Here is a 21,044-nt window from a genome sequence, read left to right as displayed (position 1 = left end):
GGCTCCTGGCCGCTAATCTCGAGTGTTTACGAATCGCGCTTTCAGCGATCCAGGCTTGGGCTACCTGGCCGAGCCGATCCTGCCGTCACGACGGCTAAGTCCTGGCCCTTGAAACGCCCCGGCTATTTCGCCGGTAATGTTCAACGCGCTATTAAAACATTCTATTGATTCGATAGCGGCTTGGCGGCATTATCAGGCCCATGACAAAGGTGTCGTGGCCAAGCGCTGCGCAGGTATATCACGCTTTAGGAGGGTTCCCGGCGCGCGGGAGCTACTTGTGCCGTTGCCCCGTACCAAGTCACGGGCAAGGGAAAGGCGACCGCCATCCCTCCCTCTCTGTTCGTGACGGGGATTATCGTCTTATGCTCTACTGCTTTGCAGGCTGCGATCCCGTCGACATCGAGACCGCCATTGCGGACCTGGATTTGTCGAAGCGCGCGGCCGAGCCTCTGCGTCGTGTTCGTCCGGCGGCGCCCAAAACCACGGCAGCGGACGCGCGCGCGCTCTGGTCGAGAGCGATTGCGCTCGCCGGGACGCACGGCGAAGCTTATGTTGCCTCTCGCCGTCTGCCGGCGACGTTGCCAACGTTGCGCTATCTGCCGGATTATCGGTTGGGAAAGAACCGCTTTCCCGCGCTGGTGGCTGCTCTGCAGGCCCCAGACCGTTCGATCTGTTCGGTGCAGCTCACCCTCTTGCACCCGACACGGCCAGAAAAGGCGGCGCTGGACGAGCCGCGCCGCATCATCGGCCCGAGCCGGGGCTTTGCCTTGCGGCTCGCCCCAGCGGCCGACGTCCTTGGTATTGCCGAAGGCTATGAGACCGGCCATGCCGTAATGCTGCGATACGGCCTGCCCGTCTGGTGCTCACTGGGAGCACCACGTTTGCCATTTCTTCAGCTGCCCGAATGCGTACAGCGGATCGTCGTTTTCGCCGATCCGGACAAGCCCGGCCTCAGCGCGGCCGAACGCGTTCGCGAAGCCAACCCTGAGCGCCAGGTCCTCATTCGCAGACCGCCCGACGACCGGGATTTCGCGAAGCTGTGGGAGGACGATCCGACTCCCGAGACCCTACCCTTGGATCTTCTGCTGCGCGAAACACTCGGCGCAGACACCTGAACCTCTCGGCGGGCCAGCTTGCCATCAACTTTGATCACAAATTTGGCACCACTTGTTCTGGCGAAGGGAGCCTTCGAGCATCTAGAACCGTCACCAGGTGCGCGCCTATCTCTACTCGACACCCATGCCTTGGGTTCAGAAGACCGGCGTCGAAGTCTTCCGTCAGAGGATACTGTCGACCACTGACACCAGGAAAAACGCGTTTCCGCCAGCGCTGAACAAGGAAGCCCGGAAGAAAGAATGGCCGGGCTCGGATACGGCCCGGCCAAAGAAGGTTAAAAGCCTTCAGGGAGGAACACCGTCCGGTGGAAATGGGAGGAAACCATCGAACGATTTTACCTGTTTGATCTTATTTCAACGCGTTGGCGACGAATGGGATTCCAAAGAACATATAAAACGGCAAAAATTTGTGCGCCACATTACAGAACCTCGCAAGCGCGCGGTTCCGGCCTCGGAGAAGGTCACCATAGTGGCGTAGCTTCGGGGATCATCCGGCGCGAGGACATTGACCGCGTGCTCTTCATGCACGACATCGATGAAACAGTCTATGCCGAGGGTCGGATTGTCATCGTGCCTCACCATCCCAGTCGGAGCACGCCGCGGCAAGGCCGAGGGCTACATCGCCGCCACAGCCGCTGCTTGCGGCTCTAGGTCGCCCACCTGAAACATGAGCCCATTCGAGTCTGCTGGGTTAACCACTGTCAATCCATGGGAAGCATCGTTGAGCCCAATGGGTTGAACGAAACATCGGTTCAATGATTTAATCATAAGGCGAACGATCTAAAGTCGGATGGCACCTTATGAGTGACTTTGCTATTATGGGTCGCACGGTTGGCCCCCAGCACCCGGAAATTCAGACGCTCTTGCGTCAGGCGCGGGACCAGCAGGCCCGCGTCTTGTGTTTGTGTCGGCATCCCGGTGTGCCGATGTACATTGCCGCTGTCGGCGAGGAATTGATCGTCAAGCGCATGCCGAACACCGGCAAGGACCATGCGGTAGACTGTGATCGCTATGAACTGCCCCTTGCCCTGTCGGGAAAGGCGGAGGTCCTGGGTCAAGCGATCATTGAGGATCATGCATCGGAGGCCGCGCGGCTGAAGCTGGCCTTTGCACTGACACAAGGCAAAGCGCGGCAGGGGTTATCCGGCGAGGGGACTTCGCACCACACCGTCAAAGCCGATCCGAAGAAGCTCACGCTGCGAGGCTTGCTCGACTATCTCTGGGAAGAGGCGGAACTGACATTAATGGCGCCCGGCTTTGTGGGAAAAAGAAATTGGGGGTTGGTCCGGAAATTTCTTTGGGGCGCGGCCGATGCAAAGTCGAGCCAGAAGTTCCAGTTGCGCGAGCTGCTGTTTATGCCGGCAATGTACTCGCCTGAACACAAGGATCGCCTGGCAGCGGATCGGGAGCGGGCTTTCGCGGCGGCAGCTAAGGCGAAGCACAAGAAGATCGTGATCGGAATTGTGAAATCGCTGGATCCCGCCCGGTTTGGTGGCAAGCTGTCGATCAAGCATATGCCCGACGCGCCGCTTTTCCTGGATGAGAAAATGTTCAATGCAGTGCCGAAGCGCTTTGCAGCTGAATTAGACCTGTGGCGACTGCACGAAAATTCGCACCTGATCACCATCGCAACGGTCATGCAGATGCCGTCCGGCATTCTGTCGATCGACGAAATCGGCCTTATGAACGTGACGGAAAATTGGATTCCGTTTCAGCACAACGACGAAAAGGAATTGATCGAGGTCCTGACCGGGGAGCATCGGCGGTTTGTGAAAACGTTGCGCTACAACGTGCTGCCGGCGGTGCCGATGGCGTTCGGTCTTCTGACCGACGTTGACCAACAGGGAACCGCGCTTTTTGTCGTACCGCACGATGCCAAGGAGGCGGTACGGGCGGAATTCGACCATTTGATTTCAAGCTGCGAGCTCGAGACCTGGCGCTGGGACGCAAGCGGCCCCCGACCGGCGCTACCGGGCAAACAGCAGCGGCTTTCGGCTCCGCCCGGCAGGCAGGCTTTGGAATATTGACCGAACAACTGAAAAGCCGAAGCGCGGGCGACGGCTGGCGCACCCAGAGGGCAGGCTGAGCCTAGGGGCTTCCGCCTGGCGCCGGTGTTTACGCTAAAAGCGACCGTTGATCGGGGCCGTGACCAGGGGGTGCGAAAAGGAGAAAGCGATGCTGAAGAAATTCGACATGGATCCGGGAACGGGCATTGTCATCGCAACAGTCCTCATTTTGGTGCTGTCCGGCGCCCGGCTTTTGAACCAGTGGGACAGTCTATCGTTTTGGCGAGAGCCGGGGCTGATCGCGGCTATTGTTCTCGGATTGATTTCGGCGATTGCGCTTGCCGTCGCGTTCGTGGTCCGGCGATGGCCTCAGCAGAATGTACAGTATGATCCAACGCGCCGGGGACCGGTTATCGATTTGCAGGCGGATTCGAAGACTGACCAGCCTGGTTAGATGCGTTTCGGATATCGCGGAGGATGATGGCATTCGGATCGGGCACGTCGGCAAACTGCCACAGGCCAAGGTGCTGCTTTTTAGCGACCTCCTGCGCGACGATATAGGGAGCATGGACCGGAGCGCCGTTCGGAGTGACGGCCGCGAACGCCCAGCCGGTCGAGATCAGCGCCGTGCCGAGATCGATGCGAGAACCGGCCGCGGATCCTGAAGTAGGCTGCGCGACGCAAACGACGAAGCGCGTCTTGGTCGCGGCCTGCCAAGCGGCCGTGTAGCATTGAGGTTTGAGATCCCGGATGAGAGAGACGAGCATTGCCAGGCTTGCCTCCCCGCAATCGACATGCCCCCCTGCGCCATTTGTGAAATATGTGCGTCGCAGGCAGGCTTGAACGCCGTAGAGACGGTGGGTCTCACCAGCATAGGTCCAGGTGTCGCCGGTGCTGAACGATGCCGTGGCGGGGATCGGAAACCAGGGATTGGATTTGTCCTCGGCCAGTGCCGGAACACTGGCGAGGACGGCCGCGAGAATTCCGGCGGCGGCGAAGCCAGGTTTCATTATTGATACCTGCTCAGATTGAACCAGAACCGTTGTTTGCCGTCGGTCGTTGTGAGATCGAGATAGTTTGGCTCCGTCCTCTGCTCGCGCCGCGTCACGGCCGATGTTGGAGGCGCACCGTAACCCGAACCTCTCGGGTTCGTGTCCCAAGAGGCATTCGTTGCATTCCGCGCAGCACAGAAAGCGCCGTTATTGTCGGGCTTGTAGACAGTTTGTGAGCGAGAGCTGTTGTCGCTCCCGCTCGATTCCGTCTCGGGCGAGAGGGCGATCGTGCCGTCTGGGCAGGGTTTGAATTTCTCATATCCGATGCGACCGGAACTGCCGGCCTCGGGGCACTGGGGCCAGGGCTCCCCATGCGCGACCATACGGAAAGCGCGCTCGACCGGAGGCACACATTCCCCGACGCTCGCCCAACCCTGCGGGTTGAGGATGCACAGCAAGACCTTGCAGCCAAAATCATCAGCATGGGCCGGCGCCGGGGACAGAGCCGCCAAGGTCGGCAAAAACGCCACAACGGGAAGAACCTTGCTCATTTTCATTGTGTCTGCCTCATTTTCGCGATTGCAGTTCATCGATTCATTGTATTAATTCAGCATTTCAGAATCGGCAACGGCGCAGGATTATTTTAATGATTCGATCCCGTAAAACAGTACTTGCAGCGGGTGCGATCCTGGTGACGTGCCAAGCGGCGTCTGCACAGGAAGCTTCGCAGAAATTCCAGGACCGAGTTACGGCACCTGCCACGCGCAGCGTTAATGCTGCCGTCGACGTGAATGGCCGGGTGATGCCGGCCTACCAGGTTGAAAGCCAGGACGTGCAGCGGATCGGTGCGGCGGGAGGTGCTGACCGCGCGGCCGCTACGGTGACATCGACCTTGGCTGACAACCCATGCCCCGGCGTCGCTGCCCTGTCGAAGGACGAAGGACAGCGGATCGTCGAAGCGGTCGCGCGCCAGCAAGGCTTTGCCCCGCCCCTCGTCCTCGCGGTTGCCCGGGCCGAAAGCCGCTTCAATTCCGGCGCGCTATCGCCCAAAGGGGCCTATGGCCTGATGCAGCTTCTGCCGTCCACGGCGGTAAGCTACGGTGTCAATATCTGCGATCCCGCGGATAATGTGAAAGGCGGGATCGGCTTTCTGCGAGATCTGCATCGCAAATTTCCGAACCCGATATACATGCTCGCCGCCTACAATGCCGGCGAGATCGCGGTTCTAAAATATAAGGGCTTGCCGCCCTACCCCGAGACGGTTGGCTACGTCGCCAACGTCATCAACGATGTCTACCAATGGCCATCGGTCGGGTCTGGGGCAGTGATGCCCACCGGGGTGGTGAGCCTTGACCTGGCCGGCGTTCAACCGGCTGCGGCCGGCGCAGCGGATCAACGAAATGATCCGACATCCCGCACCAACTCCCGCAATGGCAGCACAATGACGTCTCGCGAAGCGACGGCGCCGGTCTGGCAAGGCGGGATGGTGCAAAACTTTGACTGAGGAGAAGCTTTGATGACCTTGTGGAAGATGTTTGCTGCACGCAGCACTGGTGTGGCGATGCCGCTCATGCTCTTGGCAACGCAGGCGATGGCTGGGGGCGGAAATCTCCAGCCGGTGCAAAGCACGCTGCAGACGTTGGTGCAGACCCTGACCGGGCCGATCGCGACGGCTTTGGCGGTTCTGTTCTGCATTTTCATGGGCTTCATGGCCTGGGCGGCACGCCTGTCATGGTTTGTGGCCGGCAGCTGGGTCTTGGGTATCGTGCTGGTCTTCGGCTCGGCCCAGATCGTCGAATTCTTTCAATCCGCGGTCGGAAGGTGATCGGCATGGCAGACGGCCGGCTCGATCCTGCCGAGCCCAGATTGTTGATCACTCCGCTGGTCAAGGGCTTGACCCGAGCGCCGACGGTGCTCGGTATCCCCTACGAGCTTGCGGGGTTCATCGGCGTGCTGACCGCTGTCGTGTTCCTTGCAACCCATAATCTGGTCATGCTCTCTATCTGCGTGCCGCTCTATGCGGTTGCCAGGATCGCGATCCTGCGCGATCCCATGTTCATCGAGATCATGTTCATCCGTTCACGCAAGACGCCGCCCCGAAGCGCCAGCTTCTGGGGTGCGCGCAGTTATCGGGTGTGACCGTGGCGATCGCACGGGCTCTTCGCGATGAACTGAGTTTCGGGGCCGTGTCTCGTCGGGAGAATCCGGTTTCGGCCCATATACCCTATTCGCGGCATGTGTCCGACGAGGTGATCAAGACGCAGGACGGCATGTTGATGTCCTTCGTTCACATGAGCGGGCTGTGCTTCGAGACGATCGATATCGCCGAGATCAATTCGCGCCTGCTCGGCCGCAACGATCTCATTCGGGGGTTGGCGAATTCCCGCTATGCGATCTACTCGCATATCGTGCGCCGCGAGGTGATGCCCGCGATCGAGTCGAGCTTCGAGAATAAGTTCTGCCAAGAGCTGGACCAGCGCTATACGGCGGCCCTACGCACCCAGCGCATGTTTGTGAACGATATCTACCTGACCATCGTGCGGCGCGAGCTGCAAGGCACGGTCGGGACGGCGGCTCTCGTGATCCGCAAGCTTTTGGGACGAAGGGCTGCGGACGGTCGCTCTTCGAGCGAGGAGCGGGCGCTGATCGAACTCACGGACGTGATGAAAGCCGTCCGAGAGAGCCTGCAGGCGTATGGCGCGCGGGTTCTCACCGTCGTCAAGCGCAGTGACGTTTGGCATTCCGAGCCGCTGGAATTCCTGGTGCAGCTCGTCAATGGCGGATTTCCGCGGCCGATGGCACTGCCGCGCATGAAACTCGCGGAGGCGCTAGCGACGAAGCGGCTGTTCTTCGGCCCGAATGCGCTGGAAATTCGCGGGGCGTTCCCTGGCGAAACGCGATACGGCGCCATCATTTCGGTAGGCGAGTACCCCTCCATTACGGGACCGGGGATGCTCAACCCAATGCTGAAGGTGCCGCACGAATTCATCGTGACGCAATCCTTCGCCATCATCGACAAGCCCCAGGCGCTCACCCAGATGGAGCGGGTTGGGCGCAAGATCGACATGTCGGATGAAGCCGGCTCGATCGTGGGTGATCAGCTCGGTGAAGCGCGCGATGAGCTTCTGTCTTCGGAAGCGCTCTACGGCTTGCATCATCTGACGGTGCTGTGCCTCGGGAAAACCATGGACGACGTGGCACGCTGCGTGACCGATGTCGGCACGGCGCTGACGGAGGTGTCCGCCCTGTGGGTTCGCGAGGACCTGAATTGTGAACCTGCGTTCTGGGCCACCCTGCCTGGCAATTTCGCCTATGTGGCGCGCAAGTCCATGATCTCATCGAAGAACATGGCGGGCTTCTCGGCCTTCCATAACTATCCCAGCGGCCGGACTGGCGGGGTTCATTGGGGAATGCCGATAAGCGTCCTCGAGACGACGTCGCAAACGGCCTATTTCTTCAACTTCCATGTTCGAGACCTCGGCAACTTCACCCTGAACGGTCCCTCGGGCTCGGGCAAGACGGTGCTGCTCGGCTTTCTTGCCGCACAGGCGCAGCGCATCACGCCGCGCCCCAAGCTGGTGATGATCGACAAGGATAGGGGCTTGGATATCTTCGTGCGGTCGCTTGGCGGCCGCTATGAGGTTCTGAAGGCCGGTGAGCCTTCCGGCTTCAATCCGTTGCGCCTGCCCGATACGCCGCGCAACCGGGAATTCCTCTTCCAGCTTTTCAGTTTCATCCTGCGTCGATCCGACGGACACGCCCACTCGACGCGCGAGGAGCAAGTCATTCGCAACGCGATCGCCCAGGTGGCGAGCGCGCCGCCCGAAGGTCGAACCATGGAGGAGTTCGCGGAGCTGTTGCGCGGTGCGATGCGCGCCGGCGATGACGACCTCTATTCGCGCCTTCAGCCATGGATGAGGCCGGATCAGCGCGGTTGGTTGTTCAACAACGCGGAAGACTCGTTTTCGATGTCGTCCATTTTCGGCTTCGACATGACGAGCGTGTTGAGCGACGCAACGACCAGTACGGCGGCCTTGCTCTATATCTTTCATCGCATCGAGGAGCTGCTTGACGGGCAACCGGTCATGATCTTCCTCGATGAAGGCTGGAAGCTCCTGGACAATGATATTTTCAGCTACTTCATCAAGGACAAGCTGAAAACCATTCGTAAGTTGAATGGCATCATTGGCTTCGGCACGCAGTCAGCGGCGGATATTGTGAAGTCATCGATCGCCAACACGCTGATCGAACAGACGCCGACCAATATTTTTTTCCCCAACCCGAAGGCCGATGAGGAGTCGCACAGGGCGTTCGGGCTGTCGGAGCGTGAGATTAAATGGATCCGCGAAACCCCGCCGGAAGCCCGCAAATTCCTGATCAAGCATGATCAGGACAGCGTCATTGCGCGCCTCAATCTGGGCGCGATGCCTGACGCGATCAAGATCCTCTCCGGTCGAATTGAGACGGTTCAGGAGCTCGACGCGCTGCGCGCGCGCGTCGGCGACGATCCGGAGGTTTGGTTGCCAATCTTTCTTGGGAGGGACCCGGAATGAAGACCATCATGGGCGCGATGGTCGCCCTTGTGACGATTTTCGCGGGATCGACGGCCGTGGCGGCCGTGCCGGTTTCTGACAGCCCGATCTTGTCCCAGCGGAGCGAGGACAAGGCCGACAAGGTTCAGATCAAGCTGATCCAGGAGGACACGAAGTCCGCCACGCAGGGCGTCAATTGCTCGGTGACGACGCCCAAAAAGGCGCAGAACGTGACGAGCCCGAAGCCTTCCGTCGATCCGGCCAGTGGCCGGGCGTCCTTGGAACAGGCCAATCCGGACATCAAGGGCTCTTCGGCGTTCGCCTCGACCGGGTCGGGATCGGGCGCTGTCGGCGGCAATGCCGGCGAAAGGGGCCAGTTGGATATCACCGGTCAGGTTCTAGGGGGCATGAATGCCAGCATGTCAACGGTGGCCCCCAATAAGCAATCCTTCGAGACCATGGGTCAGGATATCGGGACCGACAAAACGGTCATGGAAGCCTTCGACCGCAACAGCGCAATCCGCGCCCAAGGCGGGCTGACCTTCAACGAGGTGATCCAGGCGACAGGGTTCTTCGCCCAAGCTTTCAACGTGCGAAACATCGGCACTGCCACACTGACGAGTCGGGGATCCTCCGGCCTGGTGGTGCCCACTCCCGCGTCCCCGCCGCCTGGCTCGGGCCCGCCGCCTGGCTCGGTTGGCTCGACAAGCTGTCCCGGGGCTATGAGCGGCGGCACGGTCGGCAACCCATGCTGCCCCTCGACGGACAGCGCATGCACGGCGCCGCGCACGACCGACACGGTTGAAAACGTCTCGCCCGTGCTTTCGCAAATCCAAAGGGACGCGAACCGCGCTCCCGTGACAATGACGACCGACGAACTGATGTCGGCCGTCAAGCAATATCAGGCTCAATAGGAGAAAGCGCTATGCGTGGAATTCCGTTAACAGCGGCACTCTTCCTTGGCTTGGGCGGCATCGCCTTTGCGCAGGTGCCTACGATCGACGAGGCTAACCTGGAACAGGCTCGGCAGATTGCATCGGCCACGAGCGAGATCCTCAGCACCGACCGCAACATCATGAACTATACACAAAAGACGCTGCAGGCCGTCACGGGCGACCGGTCGAGCCAGGCCGGCCAGCTCGCGCAGATGGCCTTGGGCAATGGCGGCTTCTCCATGGGGGACGCGCCTTCGCTTGGTAGCGTGATCTCGGGCGGCTCGTTGTCGTTCGCCGGCCTCGGCAATGGATCGCAGGGCATCGTTTCGAACATGATCAATGGCTTGCAGCTGGTGAAAACCATTTCGGGCCTGATCAATGGCCAGACGACGCAGATGGATAAGAACTACAGCGCCCTGGTGAACGTCGCGGCCACGGTCACCGGACTGGTGGACTCCTCGCAAAATGGGGTGAGGACCCGTTCCAGCGCTTTTCAGTCGGGCGCTCAGCGGATCGGCACCGCACAGGACATCAAGGGCTCGATCGATCAGAACAGCCAGATCATGGTGCAAACCGGTCTGACCGTGAACGAGCTGATCGGCGCGGTGAACACCGCTACGGCTGCCGCCAATCAGGAAAACATCGATCGTATGAACCTGATCACGCAGGCCTCGCGGGGGCTCGAATACAAGTCTGGCCAATGACGGTGCGCTTTCTTCTATCAGCGGCCACCATCATTGGCGCTGTCGCGACCTCCGGGTGCGGCCACAAGCCGCTCAAGGCTCCATGCTCGCGCGACGAGGGACCTATGCAGCCGATGGCGTTCGCGGCGCCCGAACCAAGAACAGACGCGAAGAAGCCATTCGAGTGCGGTCCGATGAAGGCACTCAATAGTGATCCATCTCTGTTTCCAGGTGGGATGGCAAAAAAATGAACTTCAATATCACGACGCTTCTGCAGCAGGTCGACAAGTTCGGCAATAACTATGTATCGCAAGCCTACCAGAACCTCGCGTCGGCCCTGACCGGCGGCGGACAGGTGGGTGTCGCCGGCCTTATGCTGACGCTGTACGTGATATTCTGGGCCATCAGCATCTGGCAGGGAACCTCGACCGGATCGGGAAAAGAGATGGTCTGGCGCCTGTTCCGCGCCTTCGTCATCTACGCTCTGGCGACGAGCTGGGGGGACTTTCAGACATATGCCTATTCATTCGCGAATGAGACACCTTCCGCGATCGGGAATAGCCTTCTCACGAGCGTGTCGGCCAATGTGACCGGGACATCGGCCGGGCTGAACTCCGTCAACTCCGTGCAGACGGCCCTGCAAAACATCTGGGATTCGCTCGCCAACTCCACCTCTGCCTTTATCAAGAGCCTAGGGGTGTTGAACTTCGGCGGCTATGTGCTGGCGGCAATCATCCTCGTCGTCGGCGCGCTGCTCATCGGTTATGCGATCTTCCTCATCATCCTGTCGAAGATCTTTCTTTGGCTTTTGCTGGCGCTCGCCCCAGTGTTCATCATTCTCATGCTGTTCGGCTACACGACCCGGTTCTTCGCGGGCTGGATAACCGCGATCGTGCAGTACATGTGTGTGCAGATTCTGGTCTACGCCTTCTGCGCCTTCTTCATCTCGATCACCCAGACCTATTTCGACGCGGTCAACCGGTCGAACGGCGCTGCGACAACGACTTTGACTGAAGCCGCGCCGCTGATCCTGATCTGCCTCGTCGGCGTGCTGCTGCTGTCGCAAATCACCAACGTTGCCGCCTCACTCGCGGGTGGCATTGGCATTGGAACGCCTTCGTTTGGGCGGTTTTACGGCGGGGCTTTCGGATCGCTGGGCCAAGCCGGTCAGCGGACGCTGATGGGACGCATGGGCTGGAGCACGCGGCAGGAACGTTTGGCGGGTCGCGAGCGGGCGCGCGTGAGCCTCGCACAAAGAAGATACGAGAATTCAGCGGAATATACGCGGCTTTCCCGAAAGCTGACGGATCCCGCATAGTTTGGGGCACCAATGAGCGATGTGAAGGAAAGCGCTGGGGGACCGGCGAAGGCAACCGAGTCTCCATTGCCGTACTACGTGGATGCGGCAATCTGGGAAAAAGATATCGCGCGGCGCAATCGCTGGTCGCGATCTCTGGCGTGGTGTGTGGCAAGCGTCGCCTCGGTCATTGCCGTGGCAGCCGTGGGCGCACTGATCCTGGCGCTGCCGCTCAAGACCTATGAGCCCTACATGGTGGTGGTCGACAAATCCACCGGGTTTGTCGAGGTGAAGCGGCCCCTGGCTGACGGTCCTTTGCAGCAGGACGAGTCGATGGGGATGTTCGATATCGTCCGTTATGTGAAGGCTCGCGAGACCTACGATCCGAAGGCGCTGAAGGACAACTTCGATCTCGCGCAATTGCTGAGCGCCGGCGATGCCTCGAGAGAGCTCGTCGAGCTTTTCAGCCCGGCAAACAAGGTGACCAACCCCGTCGTGCTCTACGGGCGAAACACCGTCGTGGCTGTGACCGTGAAGTCCGTGACATTTCCCAACCAGAGGACCGCCCTGGTCCGGTTCATGACGGAGGAAAAGAGCCAGGCGAACACCGTGCAGCGGCATTGGGTGTCGTTGATCCGGTTCCGCTACACCGGCGTGCCGGCCAAAAACGAGATTCGCTTTCAAAATCCGCTTGGCTTCCAGGTGCTCGAATATCGGCGCGATCAGGAGACGGCGCCGGCACCCACCGCGGAGACACCGCAATGAAGGTCGCCGCCATCCTGATGGCAATCGAGCTCGGCGTTTGCGCGGTTCAGCCGGCCCTTGCCGAACAGACCCCTCGGGCGGGATCTCGTGACAGTCGCATTCGCTTCGTCTGGTATCAAAAGGACGATGTGGTGTCGGTGCCGGCCAGCTATGGCGCCTCGACCATGATCGAATTCGGCGATGACGAGAAAATCGAAACCCTCGGCGCTGGCGACGTCCCGGCCTGGAGCATCGAGCCCAACAAGAAGGGCAATGTGCTGTTTGTGAAGCCGATCGAGAAGAATGCGGGCGGAAATCTCAACGTCCTGACGAACAAGCGCAGCTATGTGTTCTTCCTCAACGGCGAGTTTCGGCCGGTTGCGCAACAGGTCTATGCGATCAAGTTCCGCTATCCCGAAGAGGTGTCGGACGCGGCGCTGATGGACGAAGCCCGGGCCCGGGCGGCACAACCGAACCGGCAAGGCTTCAAGGCCGAAAACGCCAACTCGTCCTATGCCTATAAGGGGTCGTCGGCAAATAAGCCGCTCGTGATCTACGACGACGGCGTGAAGACCTGGTTCCGCTTCGATCCAGCAAGGGAAGTGCCGGCGATCTATGTCGTCGATAGCGAGCGCAATGAGACCCTTGTGAACTATCGCCGCGAGGGCCCGTACATCGTCGTCGACAAGGTCAATTACCAATGGACCCTGCGCAACGGCACCGAAGCAACCTGCGTCTTCAATCTGAGACTGAACAATGTGAACGAACCGACCGGGCTTGAACCTTACGAGCCGCAGCGTGTCGGCGGTGGGACTGTTCGGAAAGTGAGGGGACCCGATGCCATCTCCCAATGAGTACAGAATGCTCGCTGAGGAAGGCACGGCGGTCGCCGCGCCAAAATTCGGGGCAACCACATTCTTCAAGATCGCGGTTCCGCTGGGTGCGGTGGTCTTCGCCGGCTGGATGATCTATGCGGCGACGCGTGCGCCAGACAAGCCGCTGTTGACGGCGTCGGATGGCGAAGAGTTTCACACCACACAGTTTCCCGCACCTGGGCTCGATACGCCGCGTCCCCAGCTTGACAACGGGACCCTGAAAATTCCGACGGCTCCCGAGGAGCCGCCGGCCGCGCCGGCGCAGCCGCCGTCAACGATTGAGGCTCCGCCTCCCCCTCCACCAGCCTTGCAACCGCCTGCAGCTCCACCACAGGTGCAGGATGATTCCGAGGCCCGTCGTCTGGCCGAGGAAGAACGGCGCAGGCAAGAAGAAGAGGAGCGCCGCAAATGGGAGCGCTTGCGCGCCAAGCAGCTCGTCGTCGATAGCGGCGATGCACCTGGCAGTGCGTCAGCATTGGGCGGCAATGGTACGGATGCAGCGGCGGCCGGAAACGCAGGCGAGGGCGAGGAGGACCCCAATCGGCGTTTTTTGGCAAGGGCGAGCCAGAGCGGAGCGGATACATCGAACGCCACGATGAACCCGCGCACGGACGCTCTGGTCGCCCAAGGGACGATGATCAAGGGCGTACTCGAGACCGCGATCCAGAGCGATCTTGCCGGTATGGTTCGGGCCGTCGTGTCGGAGGATGTGTGGTCGTTCGACGGTCGCAGGGTTTTGATCCCCGCTGGCTCCCGCCTTATCGGTGAATATCGCAGTGGCCTCGCAACCGGCCAAAGGCGGGTGTTCATAGTGTGGACACGCCTGCTTCGATCGGACGGCATGTCGGTGCAGCTCGGTTCGACGGGCACCGACGAGCTCGGTCGCAGCGGCATGCCGGGCGAGGTCGACAACCATTATTTCGAGCGCTTCGGCTCGGCGATCCTTCTAAGTGTCGTGGGCGGTGCGACACAATTCATCGCCAACCTTGGCAACGACCAGAATGGGTCAAACACCAACCAGACCTCCACGGGCCCGCAGACCGGACAGACGGTGACAATCCAGACGCAGCCCAACCAATACCTGCAGAGCGCCCGCCAGATCGGCGCGCAACAGGTCTCGCAAAGCCTCAACCGCATTGCCGAAGAGGCGCTTCGAAATTCGATCAATATCGCGCCCACGATCCATGTCGATCAGGGGTCGCGCATCATGGTGTTCGTCCGCCGGGACCTCGATTTTTCGGAGTTCTATCCGGACCCGGTACGCGAGGCGTTGACGGAGATACGACGTGAGCGGGCAGCAAAGAACCGTCTTTCTAAATAAGGCGCTGGAGCCGGTGCGGCGCTGGCTCGACGACGATCGCGTGGTCGAAATCTGTGCGAACGGGCCTGGACTTGTGTGGGTCGAAATTGTTGGCTCGACACATATGGAGCCCTTCGACGTCCCCGAGCTCGACCGCGCCGCGATCACTTACCTCATGGAACGTATAGCGGCATCATCCTCGCAATCGATCAGCGAGGAAAATCCCTTGCTTTCGGCCGCCCTCCCCGGCGGCGAACGCTTCCAGGGCGTGCTTGCGCCGGCGACGCCGACAGGAGGCGCCTTCGCGATCCGCAAGCAGGTCGTGAAGGATATGCGCCTTGATGATTACCAGAAGCGGGGGTCGTTCGATACGATCTCCGTCCAGGATCCCGGCGAATTGAGCGAGACCGACAGCACCCTTTGCGAATATCTCGACGCCGGCAAGATCGAGGATTTCCTCCGCCTGGCCGTGCGGGAACGGTATTCGATATTGCTTTCAGGAGGCACATCGTCGGGCAAAACGACGTTTCTGAACGCGATTTTGCACGAGGTGCCTTCGGATGAGCGGATCCTCACCATTGAGGATACGCGAGAGGTTAAACCACACCAGCCCAACTATCTGCCCCTCGTCGCATCAAAGGGCGACCAGGGCCTGGCGCACGTGACCGTTGAAACGCTGCTGCAAGCCGCCATGCGGTTGCGGCCGGATCGAATCTTCCTGGGCGAGATCCGGGGAGCGGAAGCCTATTCGTTCTTGCGCGCCGTCAACACAGGTCATCCCGGATCGATCACGACGATCCATGCGGACAGCCCGACCGGTGCGTTTGAGCAGCTAGCATTGATGGTCATGCAGGCTGGGCTCGGGCTGAGCAAGGCAGAGATCATCGATTACGTGCGGTCGGTCCTGCCGATTGTGATCCAACAAACGCGCCGGGGCGGCTGGCGCGGAACTTCGGCGATCTGGTTCAACCGCATGACCGAATGGAGAGCCGCCAGAAAGGTTCCCCAGAATGTCTCGCGTATTCGCTTATAGGCTTCTCCTCGGCCTCATCGGCCTCGCCGCCTTCTTTGCCCTTTGGAGCCTGGCCTACGAGCTGGTGGCGACATGGCGGTGGAACCCCGCCCTCCCCTCTGAAGGCGCCTCGCGCTGGGGGCTTCTAAAGTACCAGAACGCGCAACGCAGCCTAAGCGGCCTGTTCGTTGCCTGGCAGCATTTCAGCCAGCGGCTGGCCTATCATCCCACGCAGGGCGAGACGATCATTCGGGGCGCGATCGCGGTCGCGGTTGTCGTGGCGATCGGCGTCGGCCTGATCTTTGCAAGCCTGATCAACCGCAAGCCAAAGCACTACGGCGATGCACGGTTCGGCACGATCATGGACGCCGAAAGGCAAAACCTGCTGGCAAAGCAAGGCTTGATCCTCGGCAAGATGGGTGGGGCGACCATCCGCTCGGATGATCCCGCGCACGTCCTGGTGGTCGGGCCGACCCGATCCGGCAAGGGCGTCAGCTTTGTCATACCGAACGGTTATATGTGGCGAGGATCCTCGGTGTGGTTCGATCCGAAGCGGGAAAACTTCGAGGCGTTCGGTGCGCACCGGCAGGCTCTCGGCGACAAGGTCTTTTTCTTTTCCCCCGGCGAGCGGGATTCGCATCGCTATAATCCGCTGGATTTCATCCGGCGCGATGCGCGCATGCCGACGGACTGCGCGGTGGTCTCCTCCTTCATCATCCCGGAGGCGACAGGAAGTTCCGAGATCTGGGCGCGCGCCGGTCGGCAGCTGCTTTCGGCCCTGATCGGCTATGTCCTGACATCGCCACGCTATGAGGGGCAGCGTCATTTGCGAGCTGTCGCGATGCTTCTGTCGACTGGCGTGGATTTTTTGAGGGTGCTGACGAATATCCGCAATGACGAGGAAAAATATCTGCCTTCGTGGGTCGTGCAGGGGCTCAACCAGTTCATTGCGCTGGAAAAGGAAACGCGAAACTCGGCCTACTTCAACCTGACGGCGGCTCTCAACCCCTGGACCAATGATCTCGTTGCAGCCGCAACGGCGTCGACCGATTTCGATATCTCGAAGCTTCGCAAGGATCCGACGGCTCTCTTCATCGGCTGCTCGGTGGCGCAGCTCGAGGTGTTCCGGCCCATCATCAAACTCCTGGTTCAGCAAATCCATGATGTGCTGATGGCTTCCTTACCAGGCCCGGACGAGCCCTATCAGGTCCTGGTGATGATCGATGAGTTTCGCCAGCTCGGCAAAATGGAGACTATCGTGTCCAAGCTGGCTATCAACGCGGGCTATGGCTTTCGCATGGTCCTAATCCTGCAGGACCTTGCCCAGCTTGACGAAGTCTATGGAAAAGCGACGCGGCAGACCACGGTGACCGCGTGCCAGGTGAAGCTTTTCATCCGCATGAACGATGTGGAGACATCGGAACATGTCTCTGTAATGCTGGGACCGACCACGATCGAGGTGCCCTCACCGATCATCAGGGCTGGCCAAGGCATATTCGGGGGCCGAGACAAGAGTTTAAGTTATCAGGAAAGGCCGTTCCGGACGGCGGCGGAGCTTCGGCAAATGCCGGCGAAGCAGGCCGTGGTTCTGGTTTCGAGCCCGCCTGGTTTCATGGTGCGCAAGATTACCTATTATAAGGACGCTCCCTATAAGGCGACTTACCAGGAATTTCGGCACCGGCGCTTGAAGGTTCCGCCTCTCTCACGATGGCAGGATCTTCCGCTGCGCTCCATGGCGGAGGTCGAAGCGGCGGCCAACAGTACGCCAGCGGCGCCTTTCGAGTTGCGGGAACCCGAGACCGTCGAAGCGCCGATTTCGGGCGATAAAGCCTCTGTCGATGCGGTGCCGCCCGCGACTGGTGCGGCGGCTGAAGGGGCTGGTCCCGTCGGGTTAAAGCCGAAAGCGAATAGCGACAGCGCGGACGCACCGCGGGCGTTGCCAAGCTCAGGCCTTCCAACGGGTGGTGAGGCTGGAGCAAAGAGCAAGGTCGCCGCTGAAGTTGCGGAGTTGAAGCCGAAGCGGACCGATCAGACGGCCGGGGATGCGCCGCGGCCGCTTCCCACCCTTGGCCGGCGATCGGCGCCGGCAGCATCAAACACGTCCGACCCGAGTGCGCCTGAAGGCAAGGCGAGCGTCTTGCAATTCCAGGTCCGGCCGGGAAACAAATCCACGTCGATCGCCGCGCTGCTCGCATCGCTCGATCACGAGGTAGAGGCCGGCGCTCGTTCGCTGTCGCCGTCAGTGGATGACGAAGAGGCCGACACGGTGCCGGTGGCCGCAATTGAAGAGCTGCAGGATCAAATCAGACGTCACGGCGATCGCTAGGACAGGAAATTCAGGTGAATACAAAAGCGCGATTTGTGCGTTCCGCGCCTGTGCGAGTGTGACAACACGACCAAGTGTCCCTTAATCCGATAACGGTCGCATCGAACCGTTCCTTGTGCTCGATGGTATGTGGGTCCGCTGGGGATGATCTGGCGGGTTCGGCAATCCGGTTCAGCTGATTGCTGGTCCGTAAAATGCGATTGGTTTTCTCTCTAGCCAAAATGTATCGATACCGATACAGTGGCCGCGATGAAGGTGATTGAATGGCTCGGAAGCAGCAGAGCGGATGTTCGAGCGTTTCCTGACGATGCGCGGATAGAGGCCGGCTGGCAGCTCGAACTTGTCCAGCGCGGGGACGATCCGGATGACTGGAAGCCTATGCAGATCGTGGGGGCCGGCGTCAGGGAAATCAGGGTTCGGGAGGCATCGGGAGCGTTTCGCGTCATCTATCTGGCAACCCTGGAGGACCGCGTTTTGGTGCTTCATGCGTTCCAGAAGAAGACACAGGCCACATCCAAGAAAGACCTCGATCTAGCGGCCCAACGGCTAAAACGATGGAAGGCAGAACGATGAACGTAGAAATCTATGAGAACGTCTGGGATGCCCTGGCGGACACCGAACAGGAGGCAGCAAACCTCAAAGCGCGCTCGGCGCTGCTCTACGAAATCCGTAAGGCAGTCCAGCGTTGGGGCATTCCCCAAGAGGAAGCCGCCAAGCGGCTCGGTCTGACGCGCCCTCGCACCAGTGACCTGCTGCGCGGTAAGCTCGCCAAGTTCTCGCTTGACGCGCTCGTCAACATCGCCGCCTCGGCACACCTGGATATAGAAATCCGGGTAAAGCAGGCGGCATAATCACGAGGTGTCAAATCCTCGTCTTCCTCGGAGCACATCTTGCAGTTTGAAGCGAGCGTGTGCCGAACGGAGCCCCTGCCTCGCGCGGCTTAGCGTACAACAAGCCCACGCAGTGCTGCGTGGCGAGGCGACTACTGCTTTTGCGGCTTCTGTGAATCCGGCTCTTCTCCTTCGACCGGAGCGGTGTTAATGCTCCTCGACTGCACGCGCTGCAGTTCTTCGAGCCGTTCGCCTTTGACGATCTCGGGATCAAGCCGCTCGTTAGGATTCTGCGCCAATGCACGCGCGGCTTCGCTCGCGGCTTGTGCCTCGCGGGCTTCCTTCGCAGCGATGCTTTCGGCGTTGCGCACCATTTCGCGGTCTTGCGCAACCTGCTCAAGCGAGGTCGGATCAGCCGATCCAGCTCGTTCGTCGCGGATCTCCTGCTCGATGGCGCGGTTGCGGATCTCGCGAGCGCGATCGGCCTCAAGCCGCTCGGCCGCCTCGATCTCCTGGGCGCGATGGATCAAAGCTTCGGCGCGTGCGCCGGCAATCCGATGGGCCTGGTCTTCGCTGACATGCGTGACGCCACCTTCCTGCAGGGATTTGAGATCCGTCCGGATCGCAAGCAACTCCATGGTGGGCGCCGCGCGCCGTAAGAACTCCGCTTTGGTCTGGCCGTTCATCATCGCCGCGGTCTTGTTAACGGTCTCGTTGATCTCTTTTAGGTTTTCCCGCATCTGGTCCGCGGTGGCATCTGAACTCATTTGAACACCCTTTCCATCTCGAATAGCAACCACAACAGTACCGGATCGGAAAGCTTGCGTCATCCGATCAATAAATTGACTCGCTATCGCGTTATCCGGCTGAGAAGCAGCAACCGAGTGCCAGTCCCGAAGGCTTGCGTGGGTGGCCTGCAGCTGGCGCGCCGAAATCGGAATCTTTATAGGGTTGGCCCTCGCGTGATTGATCCGCTGGCGGGCTTTCTCGATGACGTGCGGGTTTGCACGGGCGTAGGCGCGGTCCCGCGCCTCCCTGCCCGGCCGCGGCTTCTCGGCCGTGGCCACTATCGCCTTGTCGCGCGGACCATAGCTTTGTGATGACGCCCGATAGGCCGCGGAAGTCGCGACGATTTTCATGCCCTGCGCTTGTGCGTGCTGGGCATAGAGCGCACGCCATTCGCGAAGCTGGGCCGGACCTGGTCGCAATCGCTCACCGTCCTCGCCCTTCACGGCGACGATGGCATGGACATGAATATGGCCGCCCTCCTCGGCCATGTCGGCATGCATGCCGAAGGCGAATTTGTGATTGGGGAACTGCTCATGAAGGAACCCACGTGCGGCCCTCACCAGAGCTTGCCTGTCCTCGCCCGCTTTGGCCGACAGGATCATGTGCATGGTGTCGCGAGGCTTGTAGGAATTTAGGGTCTTGTCCCAGGACTGCGCAGTCTGCCGAACCGCCTCCTCAGACGCGATCGCGGCACCGTCGGCGCCGATCGCCGCTCCGTCATGGGTAAGGCGCGAGAGCTGGAACACGACACCGGCTTTGCCGTGGCTGGGCTCCCCAATTGGCTTCACCGAAACGGTATCCTCCTTGACCCCAAGCGCCTCGGAGATCCGCGAGGCGATCATAGCCCGGGTCGGTGCCGAGAACTGGCGATCCTGCTGGCGTCGATCGGAAAAGTGAAGCCGATGCTTCACCTTGTCGTCCCCGTTCTCACCTTTCACGACGCTGTGTCCGGCCATGGTCGCGACGACGCGCGCGACGCTCGATCCGTCCTGCAGTGTGTCGATACGATAGGCGAAACCGTGGCCGGCGAAACCTGCCTGAACTGCCTGTGAAAGGCGCTCGGCATTCTCCTGCCCTGCCAGCGAAAGCCGAAACGTCGCCACATCCTCGCTCTCCCGCCGCTTGTCGAAACCCTTGCCCCACTGTTTCATTTCCTCGGCAACGGCTCCCTGCGTTGCCAGGATACGCGCGTCATGCGTCTCGAGCGCGACGCCCTCCTTCTGGATATATTGACCGATGGCGGCTGCCCTTGTGACGCCATGCCCGTAGGAAATCACCTTCAGAACCGCCGGCTGATACCCGGCCGCCAGCTTGTCGGCAGCGGCCCTCGGTGCAGGTCCGCCGGCGAGCTTCCGCCGCTTCGTTGGCGGGGCGAGGTTTAGTCGCCCGGCTTTACCGCGCGGCGGCTCCAGCTCCCCGGGAGACGAGCGCGGCACGGCCGGTTCAGGTGGCTGGCTTGCCCCGAAACCGCCCTCCCCCTTCCGGCTGCGAATCGTCTTGAGCAACCAATCATCGTCATTTCCAGCAAAGGACAACATGGCCCGATGCCGGCGCTTGCGGTTCTCGTCTTCAAAAGCCGCGCTCGCGCGAATTCGATCGGCTATGGCC

The 21,044-nt window shown here is 60.7% G+C and carries 21 protein-coding genes; 18 read left to right on the top strand and 3 right to left on the bottom strand.

What is annotated here, in order from left to right; translation table 11 throughout:
* Positions 1-362 precede the first annotated feature (362 nt).
* From AC1D0N_RS30870 to AC1D0N_RS30855, 4 genes are all read left to right on the top strand, one after another.
* The gene (locus tag AC1D0N_RS30870) at positions 363-1,115 is read left to right on the top strand and encodes a DUF7146 domain-containing protein (protein ID WP_477250300.1); all 753 of its coding nucleotides are present in this window, start codon (positions 363-365) and stop codon (positions 1,113-1,115) included.
* 97 nt (positions 1,116-1,212) lie between these two features.
* Complete coding sequence (locus AC1D0N_RS30865) at positions 1,213-1,593, top strand: hypothetical protein (RefSeq protein ID WP_477250298.1); 381 nt, start codon at positions 1,213-1,215, stop codon at positions 1,591-1,593.
* 322 nt (positions 1,594-1,915) lie between these two features.
* Complete coding sequence (locus AC1D0N_RS30860) at positions 1,916-3,142, top strand: DUF1173 family protein (RefSeq protein ID WP_477250296.1); 1,227 nt, start codon at positions 1,916-1,918, stop codon at positions 3,140-3,142.
* Positions 3,143-3,290: 148 nt separating this feature from the next.
* Positions 3,291-3,575, top strand: a complete 285-nt coding sequence (locus AC1D0N_RS30855) for a hypothetical protein (RefSeq protein WP_156394383.1) — start codon at positions 3,291-3,293, stop codon at positions 3,573-3,575.
* Here the strand turns inward: AC1D0N_RS30855 and AC1D0N_RS30850 are convergent.
* Positions 3,532-4,131 (bottom strand): thermonuclease family protein, encoded by a 600-nt coding sequence (locus tag AC1D0N_RS30850; RefSeq protein WP_258598043.1) that lies wholly within the window; start codon positions 4,129-4,131, stop codon positions 3,532-3,534. The two genes, AC1D0N_RS30855 and AC1D0N_RS30850, sit on opposite strands and share 44 nt — an antisense overlap.
* Entirely contained in the window at positions 4,131-4,670 is a 540-nt protein-coding gene (locus tag AC1D0N_RS30845) for a hypothetical protein (RefSeq protein WP_477250294.1), read from the bottom strand. The genes AC1D0N_RS30850 and AC1D0N_RS30845 overlap by 1 nt, the downstream gene beginning before the upstream one ends.
* 89 nt (positions 4,671-4,759) lie before the next feature.
* On the opposite strand from AC1D0N_RS30845, the gene AC1D0N_RS30840 reads away from it, so the two are divergent.
* From AC1D0N_RS30840 to AC1D0N_RS30775, 14 genes are all read left to right on the top strand, one after another.
* A complete protein-coding gene (locus AC1D0N_RS30840) occupies positions 4,760-5,617 on the top strand; it encodes a lytic transglycosylase domain-containing protein (RefSeq protein ID WP_477250292.1) in 858 nt (285 codons plus the stop codon).
* Between the two features lie 12 nt (positions 5,618-5,629).
* Entirely contained in the window at positions 5,630-5,938 is a 309-nt protein-coding gene (locus tag AC1D0N_RS30835; RefSeq protein ID WP_023819752.1) for a TrbC/VirB2 family type IV secretion system protein, read from the top strand.
* 5 nt (positions 5,939-5,943) lie between these two features.
* Positions 5,944-6,252, top strand: coding sequence for a VirB3 family type IV secretion system protein (locus AC1D0N_RS30830; protein WP_477250290.1), 309 nt, complete (start codon positions 5,944-5,946; stop codon positions 6,250-6,252).
* Positions 6,253-6,254: 2 nt separating this feature from the next.
* Complete coding sequence (locus AC1D0N_RS30825) at positions 6,255-8,666, top strand: VirB4 family type IV secretion/conjugal transfer ATPase (protein ID WP_477250318.1); 2,412 nt, start codon at positions 6,255-6,257, stop codon at positions 8,664-8,666.
* A complete protein-coding gene (locus AC1D0N_RS30820) occupies positions 8,663-9,559 on the top strand; it encodes a hypothetical protein (protein ID WP_477250288.1) in 897 nt (298 codons plus the stop codon). Before AC1D0N_RS30825 ends, AC1D0N_RS30820 begins: the two co-directional genes overlap by 4 nt.
* An 11-nt stretch (positions 9,560-9,570) precedes the next feature.
* The gene (locus AC1D0N_RS30815; RefSeq protein ID WP_477250286.1) at positions 9,571-10,284 is read left to right on the top strand and encodes a type IV secretion system protein; all 714 of its coding nucleotides are present in this window, start codon (positions 9,571-9,573) and stop codon (positions 10,282-10,284) included.
* Positions 10,285-10,510: 226 nt separating this feature from the next.
* Positions 10,511-11,581: a TrbL/VirB6 family protein gene (locus AC1D0N_RS30810; protein ID WP_477250284.1), complete on the top strand. Its 1,071-nt coding sequence runs from the start codon at positions 10,511-10,513 to the stop codon at positions 11,579-11,581.
* A 12-nt stretch (positions 11,582-11,593) separates the two neighbouring features.
* On the top strand, positions 11,594-12,325 hold the full coding sequence (locus AC1D0N_RS30805; protein WP_477250282.1) for a VirB8 family type IV secretion system protein: 732 nt from the start codon (positions 11,594-11,596) through the stop codon (positions 12,323-12,325).
* A complete protein-coding gene (gene virB9, locus AC1D0N_RS30800) occupies positions 12,322-13,158 on the top strand; it encodes a P-type conjugative transfer protein VirB9 (RefSeq protein ID WP_477250280.1) in 837 nt (278 codons plus the stop codon). The genes AC1D0N_RS30805 and virB9 overlap by 4 nt, the downstream gene beginning before the upstream one ends.
* Before the next feature lie 7 nt (positions 13,159-13,165).
* Positions 13,166-14,500 (top strand): type IV secretion system protein VirB10, encoded by a 1,335-nt coding sequence (virB10, locus tag AC1D0N_RS30795; protein ID WP_477250278.1) that lies wholly within the window; start codon positions 13,166-13,168, stop codon positions 14,498-14,500.
* A complete protein-coding gene (gene virB11 / locus AC1D0N_RS30790; RefSeq protein WP_477250276.1) occupies positions 14,466-15,512 on the top strand; it encodes a P-type DNA transfer ATPase VirB11 in 1,047 nt (348 codons plus the stop codon). The genes virB10 and virB11 overlap by 35 nt, the downstream gene beginning before the upstream one ends.
* A gap of 64 nt (positions 15,513-15,576) precedes the next feature.
* Complete coding sequence (locus AC1D0N_RS30785; RefSeq protein WP_477250275.1) at positions 15,577-17,817, top strand: type IV secretory system conjugative DNA transfer family protein; 2,241 nt, start codon at positions 15,577-15,579, stop codon at positions 17,815-17,817.
* Between the two features lie 249 nt (positions 17,818-18,066).
* Positions 18,067-18,390, top strand: coding sequence for a type II toxin-antitoxin system RelE/ParE family toxin (locus AC1D0N_RS30780; protein ID WP_027054595.1), 324 nt, complete (start codon positions 18,067-18,069; stop codon positions 18,388-18,390).
* The gene (locus AC1D0N_RS30775) at positions 18,387-18,668 is read left to right on the top strand and encodes a helix-turn-helix domain-containing protein (protein WP_477250273.1); all 282 of its coding nucleotides are present in this window, start codon (positions 18,387-18,389) and stop codon (positions 18,666-18,668) included. Before AC1D0N_RS30780 ends, AC1D0N_RS30775 begins: the two co-directional genes overlap by 4 nt.
* Positions 18,669-18,799: 131 nt before the next feature.
* Here AC1D0N_RS30775 and AC1D0N_RS30770 read toward each other — a convergent pair.
* On the bottom strand, positions 18,800-21,044 hold a 2,245-nt coding region (locus tag AC1D0N_RS30770), incomplete at its 5' end, for a relaxase/mobilization nuclease domain-containing protein (RefSeq protein WP_477250271.1).

This window comes from Mesorhizobium sp. P2_E10, from assembly GCF_056404235.1.
The sequence above is the reverse complement of the archived record's forward strand: the minus strand, read 5'-3'. Positions and strand labels throughout refer to the sequence as shown.